General features: G+C 38.7%; 8 protein-coding genes. All 8 read left to right on the forward strand.

Going from position 1 to position 24,190, the window contains the following annotated elements; translation table 11 throughout:
* Positions 1 to 3: 3 nt before the first annotated feature.
* A complete protein-coding gene (locus ACSAMO_RS10075) occupies positions 4 to 5,664 on the forward strand; it encodes an S-layer homology domain-containing protein (RefSeq protein ID WP_499209241.1) in 5,661 nt (1,886 codons plus the stop codon).
* A gap of 13 nt (positions 5,665 to 5,677) precedes the next feature.
* Positions 5,678 to 8,692, forward strand: a complete 3,015-nt coding sequence (locus ACSAMO_RS10080; protein ID WP_118446236.1) for a hypothetical protein — start codon at positions 5,678 to 5,680, stop codon at positions 8,690 to 8,692.
* Positions 8,693 to 8,888: 196 nt separating this feature from the next.
* Positions 8,889 to 9,992, forward strand: a complete 1,104-nt coding sequence (locus ACSAMO_RS10085; protein ID WP_412275055.1) for a glycoside hydrolase family 88 protein — start codon at positions 8,889 to 8,891, stop codon at positions 9,990 to 9,992.
* 11 nt (positions 9,993 to 10,003) lie between these two features.
* Complete coding sequence (locus tag ACSAMO_RS10090; RefSeq protein ID WP_412275058.1) at positions 10,004 to 12,421, forward strand: glycoside hydrolase family 94 protein; 2,418 nt, start codon at positions 10,004 to 10,006, stop codon at positions 12,419 to 12,421.
* Positions 12,421 to 13,410: an HAD family hydrolase gene (locus tag ACSAMO_RS10095; RefSeq protein WP_117966535.1), complete on the forward strand. Its 990-nt coding sequence runs from the start codon at positions 12,421 to 12,423 to the stop codon at positions 13,408 to 13,410. Before ACSAMO_RS10090 ends, ACSAMO_RS10095 begins: the two co-directional genes overlap by 1 nt.
* Positions 13,411 to 16,263, forward strand: coding sequence for an alpha-mannosidase (locus ACSAMO_RS10100; RefSeq protein ID WP_499209242.1), 2,853 nt, complete (start codon positions 13,411 to 13,413; stop codon positions 16,261 to 16,263).
* Positions 16,264 to 16,468: 205 nt separating this feature from the next.
* Positions 16,469 to 22,900: an InlB B-repeat-containing protein gene (locus ACSAMO_RS10105; protein WP_499209243.1), complete on the forward strand. Its 6,432-nt coding sequence runs from the start codon at positions 16,469 to 16,471 to the stop codon at positions 22,898 to 22,900.
* A gap of 305 nt (positions 22,901 to 23,205) precedes the next feature.
* Positions 23,206 to 24,156 (forward strand): type I phosphomannose isomerase catalytic subunit, encoded by a 951-nt coding sequence (locus tag ACSAMO_RS10110; RefSeq protein ID WP_022230329.1) that lies wholly within the window; start codon positions 23,206 to 23,208, stop codon positions 24,154 to 24,156.
* The last annotated feature ends 34 nt before the right edge of the window (positions 24,157 to 24,190 follow it).

Consider the following 24,190-nt stretch of genomic DNA (forward strand, 5'->3'; position numbering starts at 1 on the left):
AGAATGAGGATGATTAAAAAAATCTGTTCGGTTATATGTGCCGCTGTAATTGCTCTTGGTGGTGTAAACATTGTTGTAACCGCACAGGATACAGAATCACAAATCAAATATAACTATAAGCTTTCAATGGAAAGTGACTCTGACTTTCGTATGGTCTACAGTTATAACGGAGGTACTATAAGCACTAAAAAAAGCTATGTATCAGGTAAGTATGGAAATGCTATGCAGATAACATATCCGGGACATGAGATTTCCGACCCGTCAAAAAGATACAATGGCTTTGTAATGCAGTTTAAGAGCGAGCCGATAGAACTTGCTAATGAAAGTATTTCAATGCTTGACCTTATGAGAGATACAAAAAATATTTCCATGTGGGTACATACACCTCAGACAGTTGACCACGGGAATGGTGCAGCAGAGCATCGTGTTCTTGAAATCGCCATGGAGTATTCAAGTACAGAGGGGAACAAGAAGTATTCAAAAAAGTTCCAACTTCCAAACAACGGCGAATGGGAATACATAACAATACCGACATCTGCGTTTAAGTCCGGGTCAGTAACGATGGACCAAGGAATACAGAGCGATATTTATACGGCACTTAATCAAATGACAATAATTTTCCCGTATAAAGATTATTTTGGTGCTAATCCGACTTCAGATACACTTGAAACACCGTGGGAAGAACCATTGAAGATTGACGAAATACTTTTTGACCGTTCTACAGATGAAGTAAAGGCAATAACCCCGCCGTCAACCGGAGAAGAAGCGTATTTTGAAAATGCAAATATTTCAGAAGTTTTTGTAAAGGGAGTAAAAGTCGAGGACTTTGACAAAAACGCGTCATCAAATAATATTCCTGTGCCGGCGTCATATACTGCGGAGGATATTAAGAAAAATGTAACCGTAGATGTTGAGACACCTACTATTCCAAAGACCAATACACGCCAAGAACTTACGGGTGCATCATATGAAATAACCGCTCCTGAGTCTGTTCCCGGAAACGGAATGATTACAATCACTTCAGGCAGCAGAAAAGTAAAGAACACATATAATGTAAACTTCACTGCCAGAAGCGGTATACAACCGGAAGTGAGCGATATTGAAGAAAACGGAAATAATATAAGTGTACCGGTGACAAATGAATCATCGAGTGTTTCCGTTGAAGCATGTGCTCTCGCAGTTGTAAAAAACAACGATGGAGTATGTACAAGTGCGTCTTTTGCTGAGCAACGCAGTATTGGTGCGGGTGATACAACAACATTTAATTTTAACATCAAAAAAGAAAGTGATAGTTCGGTAGAGATATACATTTTTAATAATGAAACCGATTATAAACTCTTATGCCCGCCTATAGAAGTGGGAAGCGGAGTAATGCAATACACTGCACCTTCCGGAACGATTTTTGAAAGTCATATAATAGCTTCTGACGGTGGTGAAACTATAAACATAAACGGAACCGTCACAGGAGATGGAACTGCATTTGTTGTGTTTAAAAAAGATGATAAGTATATAGGTGCGTATACTATTAATTCTGAAAATAATACAATAAACAGTGCTATTCATACCGGTGGAATGGCATATGGACAAATATATGCGGTTTTATCGTATGGAAATACAGTATCGAGAAAATTTTATAATGCCTCGCAGACAGAAATAAACTCATGTATAAGCGAGTATAAAACTCTCGGCACTACCGAATCTGATTGTGCAAATTATTTTGAAAAATATAAGGCAATAATAAATCTTGACAATTATTTGTCACAGGAATTAACATTGTCTGAAATTGCAAAAGCCGTGTCGGTTGCCGACAGAAACGTATCAGCAGTAAGCGATATACGAAAAAACATCGGTGAAGAACTTGTAGTTAAGCTTTTAAACAAAACAAATTCAATTCAAACTTTAAAAGAGATATATTCCTCATATAATGACTTGGCTGAACTTGATGGAGGAACCGATTATTTTAAAAAGTATATAACATCTGATAGTTTACTCAGCAATGTTCTTTCGGCTACGGCAAAAAATGATTATGATTCTATAGAATCGTTGAGAAGTGCATTTAATGAAAATGCTCTGCTTGTGGCTTTTGGATGCGTAAATGGTTATGGTGAGATTGGCAATCTTATTTCAGAAAATAAGAATATACTTGCACCTTATATCAGTTATAGCAGCCTTGAGGGACTTAGTGCCAGTAATCGTACAGGATATTATAAATATGTAACTGAAAAAAGAGTGGAGTCGTTGTCATCTTTAGGGACATTGCTTGATGAGTACATGAATTCTATCAGTAAAAATCCAAATAAAACGAACGGGATAGGCTCAGTATCAGGAAACGGTTCGGGAAAAGGCAGTACATCTATGATAGTTTCGCAAGTGACCGGAAATGATACTGTGTCATCTGAAAAAGACAATAAAATATTTACAGATGTAAATACGGACCATTGGGCGTATACTGCGATAAATTCATTAAAAAATCTTGGAGTTATCAGCGGACGCGGAGACGGAAGCTTTGGCACAGATAATTCCGTAACCCGTGAGGAGTTTGTTAAGATGCTTCTTGGAATTTTCGGAAAGGAAACGGAAAATGTTGATAATAAGTTCAGTGATGTGGATGAGAATAAGTGGTATGCTCCATATGTAAATACTGCTGCCGATATGGGTATCGTAAGTGGAATTGAGGAAGATATATTCGGTGTGGGAGAAAAAATTACACGTCAAGATATGTCAGTTCTTATAGTACGATATCTTAAGCAAGAAAACTGTGAATTGAACGGTGCTGCGATAGATAGCTTTACAGATGATGGTGATATTTCTGATTATGCTAAAGATAGCGTGTATGCACTAAAAAATCTTGGACTTATAAACGGTATGGGTGATGGAAGCTTTATGCCGAGGGCAAATGCAACAAGAGCACAGACTGCTCAGATACTTTACTCTGTATCTCTGTTTATGAAATCAAGAAACATATCGTATACGAATTTGACAGGCAGTGACAGATATATGCTTCTTGCCGGAAAGTTTATGGCACTGGATATAATTCCTTTTCCTAACGAGGAAAACGGTATTGTAACGAAAGGTCAGTTTGCAAAATATCTGGCAGGTTTTGTGAATGCTAAAAATTATGAGAAAAGCGATGACAAGACCATATTCAGTGATGTGGTGCCCGGAAGTACATATTACAATGAAATTCGATTTCTTTATGATAACGGTTATATTGATAAGAACAACTCAGTATTTGGGGCTGACAATCCGATAACTCTGGGTGAGGTTGCTATTATCATGTGCCGTGTACTGGGATATGATGTTTATGCTATCGAGAACGGCGGTAATATCAGTTCATACTACAGTGTAGCGGTAAGCAACGATATTATTCCGAATTTGAGAAAGACTATTGATGATACGCTTTCTTTTATGGATATATTGGAGATATTTGATTCGGCGTCCAAGGCATATATGGTTGTGGATGATTTGGATAAATCGTCAATATACTCTATTTCTGATATAACACCTTTGTATTATTATCATAGAATACTTACTCTTGATGATATAGTATATGTATGTGGAACTCGCACATTAGACGGAAGTGGAGGTCTTAGTGCAGATGAAGTGAGAATAGGTTCTTATAGTTTCAGTACGGATATAAAAGATGTATACAGATACCTTGGTTACAGAGTAAACGCTTTTTACGTTGAAGATGATGAAACTCTAAAATTTATTGAGCCGAACCAGAAAAATAATGTCCTTTCATTAGAGCAGGACTTGATTTCAGACTTTGATGGTTCTGTATTGAAATATTATAAAAATGAAACAACAAACTCGGAGAAGAAAGAAACACTTCCGAAGACAATAAATCGCTTGTATAATTACAATTATGTTGCTGAATATGATACAGAAGACATTAAAAACGCTGATGAGGTTATTCTGATAGACAGTAACAATGATGGAATGTATGATACAGTAAATGTAATCAGAGAAGCAATATACTGTATAAATCAGCTTACACCGTATGAAAATACATTATATGATTATTATAATCAGTCGTCGATAAAACTTAATGATTTGGAAACTGTAATTGTATATGACACTGACGAAAAGTTTACATCGATAGGAAATTTAAAGATTTATGATATTCTTTCAGTTATCGAGGATAAACAAAAAGAAAATGCTGTAATTTACATATCGAGGGAAGAAGCTGACGGAGTTGTTAAGAGGACTGCTCGAAACAACGGGAATTTAACAGTTAGTATTGATGATGCGGAGTATGACTTGACAGATATTCTTGCGGCACAAAATACAACATATTCATTATTGTCAGTAGGAAATGCTGTCAGTGTATTGCTTGACCATCGTGGCAGAATAGCATATGCCGAATTTGATGACAATGATGAGGTAAATAACTTTGCATATCTTGCACAAGCTTTTCCGGCAGAGCATAGCGATGGACCATACCTAAAAGTATATACTACATCCGGAAATATGGAAACATTAGAGTTCGCACGGAATGCAAAGGTAAATAACAAAAAAGTAAATGAATATACAGACATTGAAAAGCTATTCAAGGATGTAAATACAGACCCGGATTCAGTTAATCAGCTTATAAGATACAAGCTGAATAATAATGGTGAAATTCAGTCAGTAAAAACTGCACAATATGTAGATGCTGACGAGCTTTATACAACGGCAAGTGTATTCACCCGCAGCACAGACCTTTCTGACACATACTATAATGCAAACTATAGGAGTTTCCCGGGTTATGCAAGACTTTCGGAGAAGACAAAAATAATGTATGTTCCGGCGAGCAAATCATTAATGGACGACTCCCAATATTATGAGATAAAGCAATTTAAAGATTTGAAGTCTGCAACTTTTGGTACGGTGGAACTATATAATATGTCTAAGGACATGGTAGCGGGAATTGCCGTAATACGTTCGGATAATGCAGGAGGAAATGAGCTCACTTACAGTTCTGTTATGGCGGCGGTTAAGAATGTTTCGCTCACTTCTGTTGATGATGACGAGCGTTATTTACTAACTCTTTTATACAATGGTACAGAACAGGAATTTGTGACCGCTGAGGGAGTAGAACTTGAAAGACAGTATAATAGCAGCGAAGGACCTGTTACATCAACCATTGACGAGGGAGACCTTATAAGGATTGCAACGAATGCTAATAATGAAATTGTTGACTATCATAAAATATTTGATTTTGATAACAATGATAATCCCGATGTGGTAATCAGAGGCAATGAATACGGAGAAACAAAGTCATATATCGGTTCTGCAAAGACACTTATCGCATTTGATGACATGGCTGCTAATCCTGATACCGATGTTGTATCGGGACGTATATGGCAAGGCAAAAATCCATACTGGTTCACCGGTGTTCAATATTCAACGGAATTTGGCATTGTAAAATCAATAACAGGTTCATCAATGATTATACAGACATATCCGGGAACAGCAGGAAGCAACAGTCTGAAATGCGAAAGATACTTCAATCTTAAAAATAATCGTGTATATATTTTGGAGGACAGTCGCGAAGGAGTTCATTTGGGAAGTCTTGATGATATAATTCCATCTAATCTTGCAGGAGAGGCAAAAGCTTCGAGAGTGATTATTTCAAGACATAACGATGTGCCATCGATTGCGGCAATAGTAATACGATAAAGGGGGAAGTAACATGAATAAATTAAGAAAAATAATTGCGTTGATGCTTTCTCTGAGTGTAATATTTACAGCGGCAATATCAGTGTTTTCAGCTGAAAACTTTGATGATGACGGCAACAGAGATAATGATGCGGGACTAAGCGATGAGGAACAAAATGTTCTCATTCAAGACTCGCACCCTAAGCATGAACTGGATAACCCCGATGACGCATACATAGAGGATATTGAATATGATACGTACATTATGGGTAAGAATGAATATGATGAAACAGTAAAAAAGCTTACAGCTTTTGAAATGTGGGTTCCTATTGATGATGGTTCATATCTTCAGCCAATCAAGGCAGGTGAATTTTTTCTGTCAGTGTGCCGCTACATAAACTGTGACTCATTTTATGACGAAGATGCAAACAAAGAAGACATGTGGGAAAAAGCCCATGATATGCTTAAAAGTATGGGATATGTAGATTTCAATATAGATTGTACGGATGAAATAAGTTTTGATAATGCACTCAGAACACTTGTAAATGCTTTGGGGTATAAGCAGATTGCTTATATGTATGGAGGCAATGATAATGCGTATATACAAATTGCCGCAAATTATGATATAACAAAGAACTTTCTGGATAACCGAAGTGCTTCTATCAGAAGAACTGATGCGGCATCTCTTCTTAATGATTCTATAAAGGCCGATGTATACATTTCATATGGAAATAACGGTCATAAAAGCATTAATACTTTAGAGTATTTCAAGGATGCTTATAAAATCACCGGAGTTGTAGAATCTGTTTCAGAGCATGCAATAACGAGTGGTGATACAATATATAAAGGTATTAGAATAGGAGATTATCTTCTTGCCAGTGACCGCAGTGATTTATATGATTACCTTGCGTGTAAGGTGGAGGCATATTATCGAAAGGAAGATTCCGGAGGAAATACTCTTTTATATATCTCTTATCACAAAAATAACAGCATAATAACGATAGACGGCGAAGATATTAAAAGTGTTGAAAATAACATGATACGATACTATAGCGACAATAAAACAAAAAAAGTATCTCTTAATTCATCAGCGAAAGAGATACTTAACGGATTTTCGCCAAAATTGTTAGACGAGGAAGATTTTTATAACTGCGATTATATCAGATTAGTGGATAACGATAACAATGGTAAGTACGATGTTGTTTTTGTATACAAATATGACATAATGGTTGTAAAACGTATTGTAGAGTCGCAGGGAATGATTTATGGTCTGTACAATGATGACCCAAACGGGTCATTAAAGGTAAATTTTGCTGACTGCGACATGACTGACCGTATGGGCAATCCTGTTGATGCTTATTATATAACAGAGGATTCAATTCTATCAGTTGCTAAAGATATTGAAACAAACAAGACAAAGATTATAGTAAGCAATTTGATGTATACCGGTGTAGTAAAGAGCACTAATGGCACTAAAATTAAATTTGAGGACAGGACATATAAGTATTCAACAAATGCTGAATACTATAAAGACGCAAAAGCAATTAAAAATGGAAATAAATATACGGTGTATCTTGATTACCGAGGTAGGATAGCCGGTTATGATTTGCTTAAAACTGACGATATACAATATGGATTCTTAATACAGGCTTGGATTGAGGATAACAGGAGCGATGTGATAGCCAAACTACTTCCTTATACTGGTGATATGAATGAATTCAAACTTGCAAGAAGTACAAAAATTGATGGTTTAACCTGCAAAGGTGCAGAAAAAATAATAACTGCATTAAAAATAGCAGCGGATTATCAGAGGTCTACGCTTGCAACACTGGATTCGTCATATAAGATAATGGCTGATTATAGTGATGACAGTTATGTGTATGTAAGAGTCCCAATTATGTATAAGCTCAACGATGAGGGAGAGATTAAATATATCGATACTCCATATCATAGCGACAATGAAAATCCGGAGTGGAATGATGTATTCCATGACAATTCTATGACAATGTATAACGATTTTTCTAAAAGGACATCTTCCATAAAACCGGGAGGCATGTATCTTAGAAATACACTTGCATTTAATAGTGATAACGGAAATAATGTGGCGATAAATTCAAAGACAAAGGTTTTTGTAGTTCCCGTTTCAAACGATAGAGGGGATATCGGAGATGCATCACAGTATATTAAGACAAATTTAACCTATTTCGATGATTGGGTATATTATCCGCAGACCGGGACACAATACACAACCGAAAATCGCATTGAAGCATATAACGTGGATGAATCTCGGACAGCAGGTGTAATAGTATATTATACAAGTGACGTAATACCTGAGATAGATAAAAAAGTACCCCTTACAGTAGTGGACGAAGTAGTAAAGGCAGTTAATGATAATGATGAGAGTGTAACTCGAATAATCGGCTGGCAGGGTAATGCTCAAATGCAGGTTGACCTTGCAGAAGATGTCTATCTGAAACGTTACTATAATGGACCTAACGGTTCAAAAATTATGTCGGAAGTAAAGCATGGTGATATAATTCGTTATGTTACAAACAGTAAAGGCGAGCTTGTGGATTATGTTAAGGTATTCTCTTTGAAGGATGAAGACAATCCTGATTATGTAAAAACAGGGAATGAAGAAGGAAAAACTGTTGAGACGTCAACACTAAATAAAACAATGATTGCTGTGTCAGACGGAAAGTATGCTGAAAATGGCCATAATACATCACATATATACAATGCCATTGGTAGCTATAATTACGGTGCAATGTATAGATTGGTATATGGTACGTTGCTTTACAGAAACGGAACAAATCTTGTTCTGAAAACAAAGGTTGATACTGCTCTGGGACAGACAGACAAAATTGAAATAGCTGATTTCTCGGGATATAATGTGTTGTTTATTGATGAGACTACAAATAGAATATATGTTCCCACAGAGGATGATTTGCTCGCAGAGCAGAGTGCAGGAGAGGCAGCATCAAAGGTAATCCTTCATACCGAAGGCGGTAAACAGCGTCAACTAATTATAATAAAAAGGGCTGGATAAAAGCTCCTTTTATCTACTGCATAAATCGAACACAACAAATGAGAGACTGACTTATCTACAGACAGAAAATCTGAGGCGTGATACGTCAGAAATTGCACTTTCATTATATCAGTTTAAGCAACAAGATGGATATATACACGAATGACTGTCGTGTGATTTACGCATAAATTTATTATAGTAGGAGGAGTGATAAAAAGTGAATATTGATAAAGCGATTACATATGCGGAGAGCATCGTAAGAAAAAGCTTAAATTATTTCTATGATTGTTTTCCTACAGAACAAAGTGAAAATCTTGTGTTCAAAAAATTTGAGAACGTTTCATGGACTACCGGATTTTATGAGGGGATATTATGGCTTATGTATGAGCTTACAGGTGATAAAGCTTTTTATAATTCGGCAAAGCATCACAGTGAAATGTTTCATAAGAGGTTGGTTGATCGAGTTGAACTGGAGCATCATGATATGGGCTTTTTGTTTACACTTTCAAGCGTCGCCGATTATCGAATAACAGGAGATGAACAGGCGAAGCAGGATGGAATTGAGGCGGCAGAATGGCTTTTGAAGCGTTATCAGCCAAAAGGTAAATTTATTCAGGCGTGGGGTGCTATGGATGATTCGCAAAGTTATAGATTTATTGTTGACTGTATGTTAAATATTCCGCTTCTATTCTGGGCGAGCGAAGTGACAGGCTACAAAAAGTATTATGACGCCGCCTATAATCATATGCAGACATCAATCGCAAATATTATCCGTCCTGATGCGTCTTCATATCACACCTTTTTCTTTGATCCTGTAACCAATAAGCCGCTTCGGGGAGAAACTCATCAGGGATTTTCCGATGACAGCAGTTGGGCGAGAGGACAATCATGGGCAGTATATGGTCTTGCTCTATGTTACCACTATACTAAAGAGAAGTCGATTTTGCCGTTGTTTGAACGGGTTACGCATTATTTTATTGACCATCTTCCGGAGGATTCTGTTCCGTATTGGGATTTGATTTTCTCCGATGGTAGCGATGAACCACGGGATACCTCCGCAGCAGTGGTTGCGGTGTGCGGAATTCTTGAAATGGAAAAATATTATCACAATCAGGAATTCCTTGATGCGGCGGAAAAGATGATGACAAGTCTTTCGGAAAAGTACACGACAGTAGATTATCCTCAAAGCAACGGAATTATAAAAGACGGTATGTACAGCAGAAAACACGGTCATGAGCCGGAATGTACAAGTTGGGGAGACTACTTCTATCTTGAAGCATTAATGCGCATGAAAAAAAGCGATTGGAAAATTTATTGGTAAGGAGAACAAATATGAAATATGGATATTTTGACGATTTGAATAAGGAATATGTAATAGAGACTCCGAGAACGCCGCTTCCATGGATAAATTATCTTGGAACAAACGGATTTTTCTCATTAATTTCAAACACCTCCGGCGGCTATTGCTTCTACAAGGACGCAAAGCACAGAAGAATTCTGAGATACCGATACAACAATATCCCTGCGGATAACGGTGGACGCTATTTTTACATAAACGATAATGGCGATTGCTGGACACCCTCGTATATGCCGATGAAAAAAGAGCTTGATTTTTATGAGTGTCGTCACGGTATGGGTTACACAAAAATCACCGGCGAGCGAAACGGCGTCCGCGTTGAGCAGACAGCTTTTGTTCCTGTGGACGATAACTGCGAAATACATAGAATTAAGGTGACAAATACAAGCGGTGAGGCTAAAAACATAAATCTGTTTTCATTCGTTGAATTCTGTCTTTGGAACGCTCAGGACGATATGCTTAACTATCAGCGTAACCTCAATACGGGCGAGGTGGAAATTGACGGCAGCGCTATATACCATAAAACAGAATACCGTGAGAGAAGAAACCATTACGCTTTCTATTCAGTAAATACCGAAATAAGTGGTTTTGACACAGACAGAGACACTTTCCTTGGAGCCTTTAACGGTCTTGACACTCCTGACAAAGTAATAAATGGCAAGAGCGGCAATTCAGTAGCTTCGGGCTGGTATCCTATCGCATCTCATCAGATTGACGTGTCACTTGACGCGGGAGAAAGCCGCGAATACATATTTGTTCTTGGATATATTGAGAATGAAAAGGACGAGAAATTTGAAAGCCTTAATGTAATCAATAAGACAAAGGCAAAGGAAATGATTGCAAGATATGAATCATCAGCACAATGCGACGCGGAGCTTGATAAACTTAAATTGTACTGGGATAATCTCCTTTCGGTGTTTACTCTTGAGTCAAACGATGAAAAGCTTAACCGCATGGTAAACATATGGAATCCGTATCAGTGTATGGTGACCTTTAATATGTCAAGAAGTGCATCATATTACGAAAGCGGTATCGGCCGGGGAATGGGATTTCGCGATTCAAATCAGGATTTGCTTGGCTTTGTACATCAAATACCCGAAAGGGCGAGAGAGAGGATTATTGACGTTGCCTCAACGCAGTTTGAGGACGGAAGCGCGTATCATCAGTATCAGCCGCTTACAAAGCAGGGCAATAATGAAATCGGAGGCGGATTTAATGATGATCCGCTGTGGCTGATTTTAGGCACGGTTGCGTACATCAAGGAAACAGGCGACTACGGTATTTTAGACGAGCAGGTGCCGTTTGACTGTGACAAAAACAATACGGCAACGCTTTTAGAACATCTTAATCGCTCATTCGGACACGTTACAAACAACCTTGGCCCTCACGGGCTTCCGCTTATCGGACGTGCGGACTGGAACGATTGCTTGAATTTGAACTGCTTTTCCGAAATTCCTGACGAATCTTTCCAGACTACGGGAGACGATGACGGCAGAGTAGCAGAGTCTGTGCTTATTGCAGGAATGTTCGTGTATATTGGCAGAGAATTTGCAAGGCTTTATAAGACGCTCAACAATGATGAAATGTATAAATATATTTCGGATGAGGTTGAAAAAATGACCGAAGCAGTTTTAGAGTATGGCTATGACGGTGAGTGGTTCATAAGAGCTTACGACGCTAACGGCAATAAGGTTGGCTCTGACGAATGTGACGAGGGTAAAATCTTTATTGAATCGAACGGCTTCTGTGTAATGGCTGGGATAGGCAAGGAGGACGGCAGGGCGCAAAAAGCGCTTGACAGCGTTAAAAAATATCTTGAATGTGAATATGGCATTGTACTCAATTATCCGCCGTATTCGGGATACCGACTTGAGCTTGGCGAAATCTCGTCGTATCCGCCGGGGTATAAGGAAAATGCGGGAGTGTTCTGCCATAATAACCCATGGGTAATAATCGGTGAAACGGTAATGGGTAACGGCGAAAGAGCGTTTGAACTATATAAAAAGATTGCGCCGGCATATTTAGAGGAGATAAGTGAAATTCACAAAACCGAGCCGTATGTATATTCACAGATGATTGCTGGACGTGATGCGGTAAGAGCGGGAGAAGCGAAGAATTCATGGCTTACAGGCACGGCGGCGTGGAATTATTATACGGTGTCACAATATCTTTTGGGTATACGTCCTGATTTTGACGGACTTGTAATAGAGCCGTGTATTTCAAAAGATATATCTGAATTTAAGGTAACAAGAAAATTCAGAGGAAAAACATATAATATTTTAGTAAAGAACACAGGAGAGGGAACTGTTAAAATAACAGCCGACAACGGAACGGTAAACGGTACAACCGTTTCATCGGATGCGGAAATATGCAATGTAGAGGTGGTAATGTAATGAATTTCAATATACCCGATTTGGGAATTATAGACGGCAGCTCAGGATTTCGCAACCTTCCCTCCACTACAGACGGAAGATTTACCTCCGGTGAGGACGGAGTAAAACATATAGTATGCACAGGAGACGGAAAGGTTGAATTTGTGGCTTTTGAAAATCAGACTCTTGCCTATGTTAATTCAGCTCTTGGCTATGGTGCGTACTATCCGCTTCATCCTGTGAACAGAAACGGTAAAATCAAGGCTGTGCTTATGGATTTGGATGGAACATCGGTAAGAAGCGAGGAGTTCTGGATTTGGATAATCGAAAAAACAACCGCCAGTATGCTTGATGATGAAAGCTTCAAGCTTGAAGAGAGCGATATACCGTTTGTATCAGGTCATAGCGTATCGGAGCATTTACAGTATTGTATAGATAAATACTGTCCAGGTGAATCGCTTGACAAAGCGCGGAATTTCTATTTTGACCACGTTAATCGTGAAATGAAAGAAATTATGGAGGGCAGAGGCAGAAAAAATGCTTTTGTTCCGCAGGAGGGATTAAAAGAATTTTTGCTCGCACTAAAAGCCAAAGGGATTAAGATAGGACTTGTAACATCGGGATTATATGAAAAGGCGATGCCGGAAATACTTTCGGCGTTCAGAGCTCTTGATATGGGCGAGCCTACGGATTTTTACGACGCAATAATTTCAGCAGGATACCCGCTCCGCAAGGGTAGCGTTGGAACGCTCGGTGAGCTATCGCCGAAACCTCATCCGTGGCTTTATGCTGAAACCTGCGCGGTTGGACTCGGAGTTGGTTTTGATGAGCGCGGTAGCGTAATCGCTATTGAGGACAGCGGCGCAGGAGTATGCTCGGCAAGGATTGCCGGATATACAACAATAGGACTTGCGGGAGGCAATATAAAAGAAAGCGGAACGATGCCTATGTGTAGCCGCTACTGCAATAATCTTGCGGAAATACTTGATTACATAGAGGAGGAAGCGTAAATGGAGCGAAAAAATATAAAATGTCATTTTATATCCAATACCCACTGGGACAGGGAGTGGAAATTCAGCGCTCAAAGAACAAGACATATGCTTGTGACTGCGATTGATATGCTGCTCGATATTTTTGAGAAAGAGCCGGATTACAAACATTTTCATCTTGACTCGCAGACACTTCCCATTCAGGATTATCTCGAAATAAACCCTGAAAAGAAGGAAATTCTGAAAAAGTATATCAGTGAGGGAAAGCTTGCTGTGGGTCCGTGGTTTTGTTTGCCGGATGAGTTTTGCGTGGGTGGAGAGTCTCTTATAAGAAATCTTCTCCTGGGACATAAAATTGCAAATGAATTTGGCAAAGTTTCAAAGACAGGCTATTCGCCCTTTGGCTGGGGACAAATATCACAAATGCCACAGCTATATCATGGCTTCGGAATAGATTTTGCGTCCTTTTACAGAGGGATTAATACATATATGGCACCGAAATCGGAGTTCTACTGGGAGGGCGCCGACGGTACAACAATTTATGCTTCAAGACTGGGGCAGAGACCGAGATATAATATGTGGTATATAATGCAGCGCCCTGTGTTTTATGGCAAGCGTGACGGTGACAATCGTCGTGTTTCATGGGGAGCTGGAGATGGAATATTCCGTTTTGCGGATCCGGCAAGATGTGAATATGAATATCAGTATTCGCATAGAAAATATGAGTATCATGACGAATATATAGCTGAAAAGACGGAGCAGGCACTCTCTGAACAGGACGATGAGTGGACAACGCCTAACCGCTTCTGGTCGAACGGTCATGATTCATCAATACCGGATATGAGAGAATCAAGGCTTATCAAGGATGCTAATGCTGTTTATGAAGGTGTTGATGTTTTTCACAGTACAGTTTATGACTTTGAGCAGAGCGTGATCAGAGATTTTGATAAAAATTCACCTGTTTTAAAGGGCGAAATGCGCTATCCGTTTACAAAAGGCAGCGTAAGTGCGCTGTTTGGCTGGGTTCTTTCTGCAAGAATTAAGGTTAAGCAGGAGAACTTTGAAACAGAACGATTGCTCACATCATATGCTGAGCCGATGGCGGTTTTTGCGTCTGTATGCGGAGCTGTATATCCGCAGGCGTTTATTAATAAAGCCTATAACTATATGCTTCAAAACCACGGGCATGATTCGATTGGCGCGTGCGGCAGAGATGTTGTATATAAGGACGTAGAATATCGGTTCAGGCAGTCAAGAGAGATTGCAACCTGCGTGCTTGAAAGAGCTCTTATGGATTTGTCTGGCGACATTGACTTTGCGGGCTGGGATAAGAATGATATGGCGCTTGTAATGTTTAATCCGGCTCCGTTTAAAAGAAGTCTGACGGTTCCGTGTGAGCTTGAAATTCCTCTTGAGTGGGAGTGTGACAGCTTTGAGATTGTCGATGCTGAAGGTAATGTATGCCCACACCAGAACATATCGTCAATTAATCCTATGTATCAAATTGTTCAGGATTTGGCAGACGCGGTCGATGTTCTTCCTGTGTCAAGACATACAATAAGAATATTTGTTAAGGATATTCCGTCGATGGGCTATAAAACACTCAAGGTTGTACCTAAGTATCATACACGGGCTACAACGCCGGTTAATATGCTTTGCGGCATAAATACTATGGAGAATGAATATCTGAAGGTTAAGATAAATTCAAACGGTACGCTTAAGATTACTGAAAAGGAAACCGGCAGGGAATACGATAATATCGGATATTTTAAGGACACCGGTGAAAATGGCAGCCCGTGGGAACACAAGACACCGGAGCTTGATGAGGAATATACAACTGTTAATGAACGGGCGATTGTAAGCCTTGTATACAGCGGTGAGCTTGAAACTAAGTACAGAATAGTTCTTAATTGGGCAATTCCCGAAAATATAGTTGACGGCGGCAAGAAAAGAAGTTCCCGCCTCGCGCCTTACAGAATAGAAACGCTTGTAACACTCAGAAAAGGCGCAAGATGGGTTGAATTTGAAACGAAAATTAATAACAATGTTCCTAATCACTATCTTCAGGCTGCTTTCCCCACAGACGTGGATGCAGAGTTTGTATACGCTCAGGGACAGTTTGATGTGGTAAAGCGTCCGATTGCGAAACCGGATTATTCGAAGTATGACGAAATTCCGATGACAGAGCAGCCGATGAACTCGTTTGTTGATATATGCAATGAAAATGAAGGTGCGGCGATTTTGAATACGGGACTTAAAGCGTATGAATCGGATGATGATTATAACCATACTGTGTATTTGTCATTATTGCGCTGCTTTGAGCTTCGCATATATGTAACTCCCGAGGAGCAGAACTATTCGAGAATAGAGAACGGTTCACAGTCTTTTGGTGAACATACTTTCCGATATGCTTTTATGCCTCATAAGGGTGATTGGGAAGATGCTCAAGTATGGAAAGCTGCTGAAGATTTTAATATGGAAATACTAATTGGACAGACAGCACCAACAGAACATGGCAAGAACCCTCTTGAAAAGTCGTTTATTGAACTTGAAAATGAAAATCTACACATAAGTGCCGTAAAACGCAGTGAGGACGGCTTAGGGTGTGTGGTGAGATTATTTAATCCGTCAAGTGAAACAGTTAAAAATAGAATTAGATTTAATGGTGGCATAGCGGAGATATCAGATAAACAATCGCCAATAGAAAGACAGGTACACTCGTTTGAACTTCCGTGTACGGAAAATAGGAAGTGGGCAAGTGTTAAAAAAGTCACGCTTGAGGAACTTTCAGAGACAGAGCTTTCAGTGGATACAAATGGCTGGTGCGATGTTGAAGTTACTCCAAAACAAATTTATACATTAAAATATGAATAATGTGCCGAAAACATAATTAATCGGTAGTGAGAAAAAGTTTACCTCGTTTTTTGAGGTGAACTTTTCTTTTATAATGTTAATATAGTAAAGGACTGTTTAGAATAGGTGTTATTTATTGGACAATGGATACCTTCCAATATTCTCTCTCTTTCTCCCTACAAAAAAACAGTCCTTTTTATATAATTAAATCGAAAGGGTGATATTCATGAAAAAATTCTTAAGTCTTGTAACGGCTATTGTAATGACAGTGTCGCTTTGCATTATGCCTGTTTATGCACAGACATATGAGGAAGCTGCAGCAGACGCTCAAAATGCGGAAATTAACTATAATCGTTCTGTGCCTCTTGTGGTCAAGGGAAATAAAATAGTTAAGCAGGGAACAGATGAAATGGTAGTTCTTCGTGGTGTAAATGTTCCGAGTATGGACTGGGGTATGGCAGAACATCTATTTGAGTCTATGACAATGGTCTATGATAGCTGGGGAGCTAATCTGATACGTTTGCCAATAAATCCTAAATATTGGAAAAACGGCAGCATATGGGACGAAAAAAACTTAACAAAGGAACAATATCAGAAATATATTGATGATATGGTTAAAGCTGCACAGGCGAGAGGTAAGTATATAATTCTTGATTGTCACAGATATGTTATGCCACAACAAGACGATCTTGATATGTGGAAAGAACTTGCTGTTAAGTACGGCAATAACAGTGCGGTACTTTTCGGTCTTTTGAATGAACCACATGATATAAAACCGGTAGGAGTTGAAAAACCAACTACAGTGGAAAAATGGGACGTGTGGTATAATGGCGGACAAATTATAGTTGGCGGTGAAGAAGTAACTGCTATAGGTCATCAACAACTTCTAAACGAAATTCGCAAACAAGGTGCAAATAATATCTGTATAGCCGGCGGTCTGAACTGGGCATTTGATATAAGCGGTTTTGCTGATGGCTATAATGAACGCCCAAATGGATATAGACTAATAGATACGGCGGAAGGCCATGGCGTTATGTATGACTCTCACGCATATCCGGTTAAGGGTGCAAAAACCGCATGGGATACGATAATAGGTCCGGTAAGACGTGTTGCACCGGTGATTATAGGTGAATGGGGATGGGACTCATCCGACAAGAACATATCGGGCGGAGACTGCACAAGCGATATATGGATGAATCAGATTATGAACTGGATGGACGATACTGACAATCAGTATGACGGAATTCCTGTAAACTGGACAGCATGGAATCTGCATATGAGTTCATCGCCGAAAATGCTCTATTCATGGGATTATAAGACTACGGCATATAACGGTACTCATATAAAGAATCGCTTACTTTCATACAACACTGCACCGGAAAAGCTTGACGGTGTATATTCAACAGATTTCAGCACAGACGATGTATTCAGAAGCTATACTGCTCCATCGGGTAAGGCTTCGATTAAATATTCTGATGAAAGCGGAAATGTAGCGATAACACCTGCGGCGGCGAATTGGTATGCAACACTGAATTTCCCGTTTGATTGGGATTTAAATGGAATTCAGACAATAACAATGGATATTTCCGCAGCAACTGCTGGAAGTGTAAATATAGGTCTTTATGGTTCTGATATGGAAGTATGGACTAAAGCTGTAGATGTAAACACTGAAGTTCAAACAGTAACAATAGGCATAAATGAACTTGTGAAACAGGGTAATCCGCAGACTGACGGTAAGCTTGACGCCGCTCTTTCCGGCATATATTTTGGAGCCGCTACGGCAGATACGGGATCTATAACTATTGATAATGTAAAAATTGTAAAACTCGCTACACCTGTTTATACTGCCAATACATATCCTCATAAGGATATGGGAGAGGAAAGCTATATTGATATAGATACGACTGGCTTTAAAAAACAGACTACGGCGTGGAATTCCAAATTTACGGGAACAACAATGCAAATTACGGATGCGAATGTCTTAAACATAAATGGTGAGACAACAAAAACAAAATGTGTGACATATACAAGAGATGCAACTGATACTGAGGGTTGCAGAGCAAAATTTGACCTTAATACTGTTCCGTCTATGGATGCCAAGTATTTTACTATCGATATCAAAGGTAATGGTATTGCACAGAAGCTGACAGTAAGTTTAAGCGGACTGGCATATATTACTGTAAATATGGCAGAGGGCGATACCGATTGGCATCAATATATATACAGTTTAGAAGGTAATGTTGAATACCCTGAAGATATAACATATGTTCAGATTTCAGCAGACACGCGAACAACTGCCGAATTTTACATTGATAATATTGGCTTCTCAAACACAAAGCCGGAACGTCTGATTCCGTATCCGGAAAAGACATTTGTTTATGATTTTGCTACTTATAATAAGAACACCACAAAATATGAGGCAGCAATATCCACAGAATCCGGAAGTGAGGGAGATACAATCGTTGCGACTAAAGAAGAAGGCGGGCTTGGATTTGATTCAAAAGCACTTGAGGTGAAATATTCAAGAAACGGAAACACACCGTCAAAGGCAAAGGTGGTTTATTCACCGAATGATTTCTTTAAAGGAAATGTAAATGACGATGAGCGTACTGCTAACCGTGCTACTTTAAAAGCTGATATGGAATATATGACAGACTTTGTGTTTTATGGAAAATCTACAAGCGGCAAGAATGAAAAGATAAATGTTGGGGTGATTGACACAGCAAGTGCGATGACTACTTATACAGACACTAAGGAATTCACTTTGACGACGGAGTGGAAACAATTTCGAGTTCCGTTTGATGAGTTTAAGATACTTGATGGAGGAAGCAATCTTGATTGTGCACGCGTAAGAGGTTTTATATTTTCTTCTGCTGAAAACAGTGGGGAAGGTTCATTCATGATTGATAATATAACTCATACAAGCATAAAAGGTGATATAGAATGGGGCTTACCAACTCCTACTCCTGAACCGACGCCTACTCCGCTACCGGACCCTGTAACTGTTACAACGGCAGAGCAGCTTGCAGCGATTACAAGCACTGAGGGAAATATAATTCTTGGAGCAGATATAGACCTTGGCACAACAGGCTTTACGACAAAAAGTGTGACACATCTTGACCTTAACGGTCATACATTGACATCTTCGGGACCGTTCGTAGTGGACCCAAGACACGAAATAACGATTGTTGACACAGGAAGCACCAAAGGTGCCATTATAAATACAGGTACAACGCAAACCTCTTATGGAATAAGAGGTACAACAGAAGCAGCGACAATAAATATTGACGGTGCAGAAATTGATGCGGGAGGTCAAGCGATATTGATTAATGTTGCAGGACGAAAGTGCAATATAAAGGACGCAGTAATTAACGGGGGCAGCTATGCCATAAACGTAGGAACGAACGGCGGTGAGATTAATATTGATAATGCTCTTATAAATAATAAAGCGGATTATAAAGGCTACGCACTTTATTTGCAGGGCGGTATTGCCATTATAGATGACGGAACATTTGGCTATAACGGAACCACAAACACTCTTCTTGTAGCACGTTCAAGTGAGTTGACAATTAATGGCGGCACATTCACAAATCCAAACAGTGGAAGAGGTGCTATAGTTACAGATAAACAATTTGTAGGTACTGTTACGATTAATGGAGGTGTTTTTGAGAATACAAATGCCGGAGGGTACAGTATCCTCGATAGCAATGAGGGCTATCAGTCTATAGACGCAGAAACAAGTGAGATTATAGCGTCACCGGTAATAAATATTAATGATGGAACATTCAAATCGGCAATAGGAAAAACAAAGTCAACAAACTCATCAGCAACTGAAATATCTATAAAAGGTGGGCAGTTTGCCGCAGACCCGACTGTGCTGTATCCAAATTGTATAGATACAGATATATATAGTATCACAAAGGTTGCCGAAGGCAAGTATGTTGTGACGAAAAAAGGGGTGGAACCAACACCGGAACCGACACCGGAGCCGGTAGCAAAAATTGTATCGAGTATTGAGGAAATTAACACTCTTACAGCGTCTGATGATTATGTAAAGTTGGGTGCAGATATTGATTTGGGAACATCAAGTATAAAGACAAAGTGTGCAATGCGTCTTGACCTTAATGGACATACATTGAGTGGAGGCGGCTCAACGGTCATAGAAGCAATGTATAACCTTACAGTTGTTGATACAGGTACAACAAAAGGCACAATCAAGAATGTTAATACATCAACTTCTTATGGTATAAAATTTGCAGTAAAAGATGCAGTTCTTACCATTGACGGAGCAAAAGTTGAGGCAATGAGTCAAGCGATAATGTTAAGCGGTACGGGTTCAATACTTCATTTAAAAGATTCTGTAATTAACGGAAATAGCTATGCGGTAAACCTTTCAAACGGTATTATAAATATTGAAAATACCGTTATAAATGATGATTCTGAATATAAGGGCTATGCTCTGTCAGTTGCCAATGGTACCGCGGTGATAAATAGTGGAATATTCAATTATAACGGGAATATGAGCAGTATTACCTTCTCGGGTTCAAGCGAAATTACAATAAACGGCGGAACTTTTAAGAATTCTGTTAGTAAAAGAGGTGCGATTAACACTGTAAAGGGCTTTTCCGGAACTCTTACAATAAACGGAGGCACTTTTGAAAATACCGCAGAGAATAACGGTTACAGTATTCTTGATGGTGATGAAGCCACTACAGAAACAGTGCCGGTAATAAATATCACGGGCGGAACGTTTAAATCTACTATTGGTGCGACAAAGCCCGCTAACACAACAACGGTCATCACTATTTCCGGCGGAACATATTCATTTGACCCGACAAGCTATGTTACCGACACGGAAACATACAGAGTTATTGATAACGGCGATGGTACATACAAAGTAGCTCCGAATTCACAGGTGTATTCTGTCACACTTAATGCGTGCGGCGGAAGTGAAGTAATGGTTGAGGATTTTAAGGAAGAAAATATCCCTGATAATGGTATTGAACTTCCTATAGCAACAAAAGCCGGATACAAATTTGACGGCTGGTACACTGAAGAAAACAATGGCAGTCAGGTTAATGGGATAACAAAAGACAATCTGTCTGACATCTTTAGAAACGAAGCAACAGTCACATTATATGCACACTGGACTCTGTTAAATTATACGATAACTTACGAGGGACTTAATGATGCAACAAACACCAATCCGTCAAACTATACGGTTGAAACTGAGGCAATAACTCTTGCCGCTCCCGGTACAAGAAAGGGATATACATTTGGCGGTTGGTACACTGATGTTGAATACCAAAACAAGATAGAAATAATCGAACAAGGCACGACGGGAAATAAAATATTATATGCAAAATGGGATGAAATAGCGTCAGGAAGTATTACCGCAAGCTTTGTATCAACGGGAACAATTCCGTCAGATATAGTACAAGGTACGATAAATGTGACAGAAAAGGCATATGAAAATGATGAAGTTTCATTTATGGTTACGCTTCCTAAGGGATATACGTTGGAAAATGTTTTGTGTACTGCTGACGGAGAAAATTTAAACACTATTACAGAAGAAAATGGCAGCTATACATTCATAATGCCAGGTAAAAATGTTACGATAACAGTGAATGTACGTCCGATACAGTATACAATTAATCTGGATTTGCAAGAGGGTACAGGTACAACAACGACTATATACGGCAGTGTTGAAAATTTACCCGTTTTACCGAATGACAATCCGGAAAAACAAGGATATAACTTCAAGGGCTGGTTTGATGCACCGACAAAAGGAACTGTAATTACGATGGATAATCTTAATACCGCTTCAAATATGCTTGCACTGTTCGGAAATAATACAGAGCTTACAATTTATGCTCAGTATACAGAAGTGGGTAATTTTGTAGTTATATACTCTGCGGTAGGAGCGGATGAGGAAACAATTCCTACTGATAACACCCAATATAATATTGCGGAAACATCGATAATTAAAATTCCTAATCAAGAACCAAAAAAATTAGGATATACATTTGAAGGCTGGAAGACAGGCACTGATGACACGGTTTATAAATATGGTACACAGAATGACACATATACAGTCCCAAATGATATAAACGGTGCTATTACATTTATTGCACAATGGTCAATAAATGAATATGAGATTACATATGAGCTCAATGGCGGAATAAATGCCGAAAATGCTCCTGTATCGTATACTATTGAAACAGATACGATAACATTGCCAGTTCCGACAAAGGATGGCTATAACTTCGAGGGATGGTATACAGATGCTGCATTTGAAAATGCAGTTGCAGCTATTGCCAAGGGTTCCGTTGGTGATATGGTTTTATATGCAAAATGGTCGGAAAAAGATATGGCTGTATATAAGATAAACAACTATGAAAAAGGAAATGTAAGCGTAAGAAAGCGTACAGACACAGATGATAGCTCAAGCGTTGTAATAGTTGCATTTTATAAAACATTAAACAATAATTCTGTCTTGATTAAGACGTCAATAGCCGAAATAGGAGCTATTGAAAAAGGTGATGATATATCAAAGACAGTGGAAGAACCGGAGGACTATTCTTATGCAAAAGTATTTATGTGGAATGACTTAAATGGAATGATGCCACGTTGTAATTCGCCGAAGATGGATAAATAATATAACAAAACATCTAAATATTAATTTATAAACAGAACATATAACCGACTGTAAATTCTTATCTTAAAAAACGTTACCCATGTCAAACTAAATGGAATTTTGTGTCGTTTGTATGTTCTGTTTGTTATTTATTATAAAATAAATTAAAAACGTGCAAATATTATACCAAATCAGAGTGGTTTTTCTATATACCCAATATAATTTATAGTGACAAAACGGATTAGCCATATCCGTAAAAGTGTATAAACTCTATGTTTTTCAGTGTTTTGCACATGGCTATTATAAATATCAAAGGAGTGAAAATAGTGTCAGAACTTTATCCTGTTCGCCTTATTCCTGTTTTTAAGGATTATCTCTGGGGTGGAACAAAATTAAAAACTGTGTTTAATAAAAAATCAGAACTGAATATACTGGCAGAAAGTTGGGAACTATCGGCTAATAAGGACGGTCAAAGTATAATAGCCAATGGTAAATATCAAGGATATGGCTTGAAAGAGTACATAGATATAGTTGGAAAGGAAATTGTAGGTACAAAAGGTCTTGCCCTTGACGATTTTCCAATACTTATAAAGTTTATAGATGCAAAAAAGAATTTGTCTGTGCAGGTTCATCCCGATGACGAGTATGCCACTTGCCATGACGGTGCAAATGCTAAGACAGAAATGTGGTACATACTCGATTGCAATGTTGGTGCATATCTGTATTACGGATTTAAAAAAGATATTACAAAGCAGGAATATCAAGATGCAATCAGAAGCAATACAATAACAGATGTACTTAATAAGGTGCCTGTTCACAAAGGAGATGTATTTTTCATACCTGCGGGAACTGTACATGCGATAGGAGCGGGAATTCTTATATGTGAAATACAACAGAATTCCAATACGACTTATCGTGTATATGATTATGATAGACGCGATAAGGACGGGAATAAAAGAGAATTACATATTAGAGAAGCTCTTGAATCTTCAAATTTGAAAAAATCTACTTATTCAAATTCTGTGCTTGATGGTGATGATATTATTTTGACTCAATGTGATTATTTCACCGTTCGTCGACTGAAAGTACAAAATAGAGTGCAGCTTAGAATTGATAAAACAAGCTTTCATTCACTTATAATTACAGACGGAAGCGGGGAATTGTATATGGGTGGAGAGATTCTTAAACTGAATAAGGGAGATAGTATATTTATCCCCGCTCAAAATAATGAATATACTGTTAGCGGACCTTGTGAAATTATATTATCATTTTTATAAAATTTTAAACAAACTTAAGGAATGGAGTGATTTA

It is taken from the genome of Ructibacterium sp. SJQ-7 (genome assembly GCF_054696575.1).

Bases quoted from the DNA above. Each gene is read 5' to 3' on its own strand.
- ACSAMO_RS10075 (WP_499209241.1), top strand. From the start codon at position 4: ATGAGGATGATTAAAAAAATCTGTTCGGTTATATGTGCCGCTGTAATT.
- ACSAMO_RS10100 (WP_499209242.1), top strand. From the start codon at position 13,411: ATGGAGCGAAAAAATATAAAATGTCATTTTATATCCAATACCCACTGG.
- ACSAMO_RS10105 (WP_499209243.1), top strand. From the start codon at position 16,469: ATGAAAAAATTCTTAAGTCTTGTAACGGCTATTGTAATGACAGTGTCG.
- ACSAMO_RS10080 (WP_118446236.1), top strand. From the start codon at position 5,678: ATGAATAAATTAAGAAAAATAATTGCGTTGATGCTTTCTCTGAGTGTA.
- ACSAMO_RS10090 (WP_412275058.1), top strand. From the start codon at position 10,004: ATGAAATATGGATATTTTGACGATTTGAATAAGGAATATGTAATAGAG.
- ACSAMO_RS10095 (WP_117966535.1), top strand. From the start codon at position 12,421: ATGAATTTCAATATACCCGATTTGGGAATTATAGACGGCAGCTCAGGA.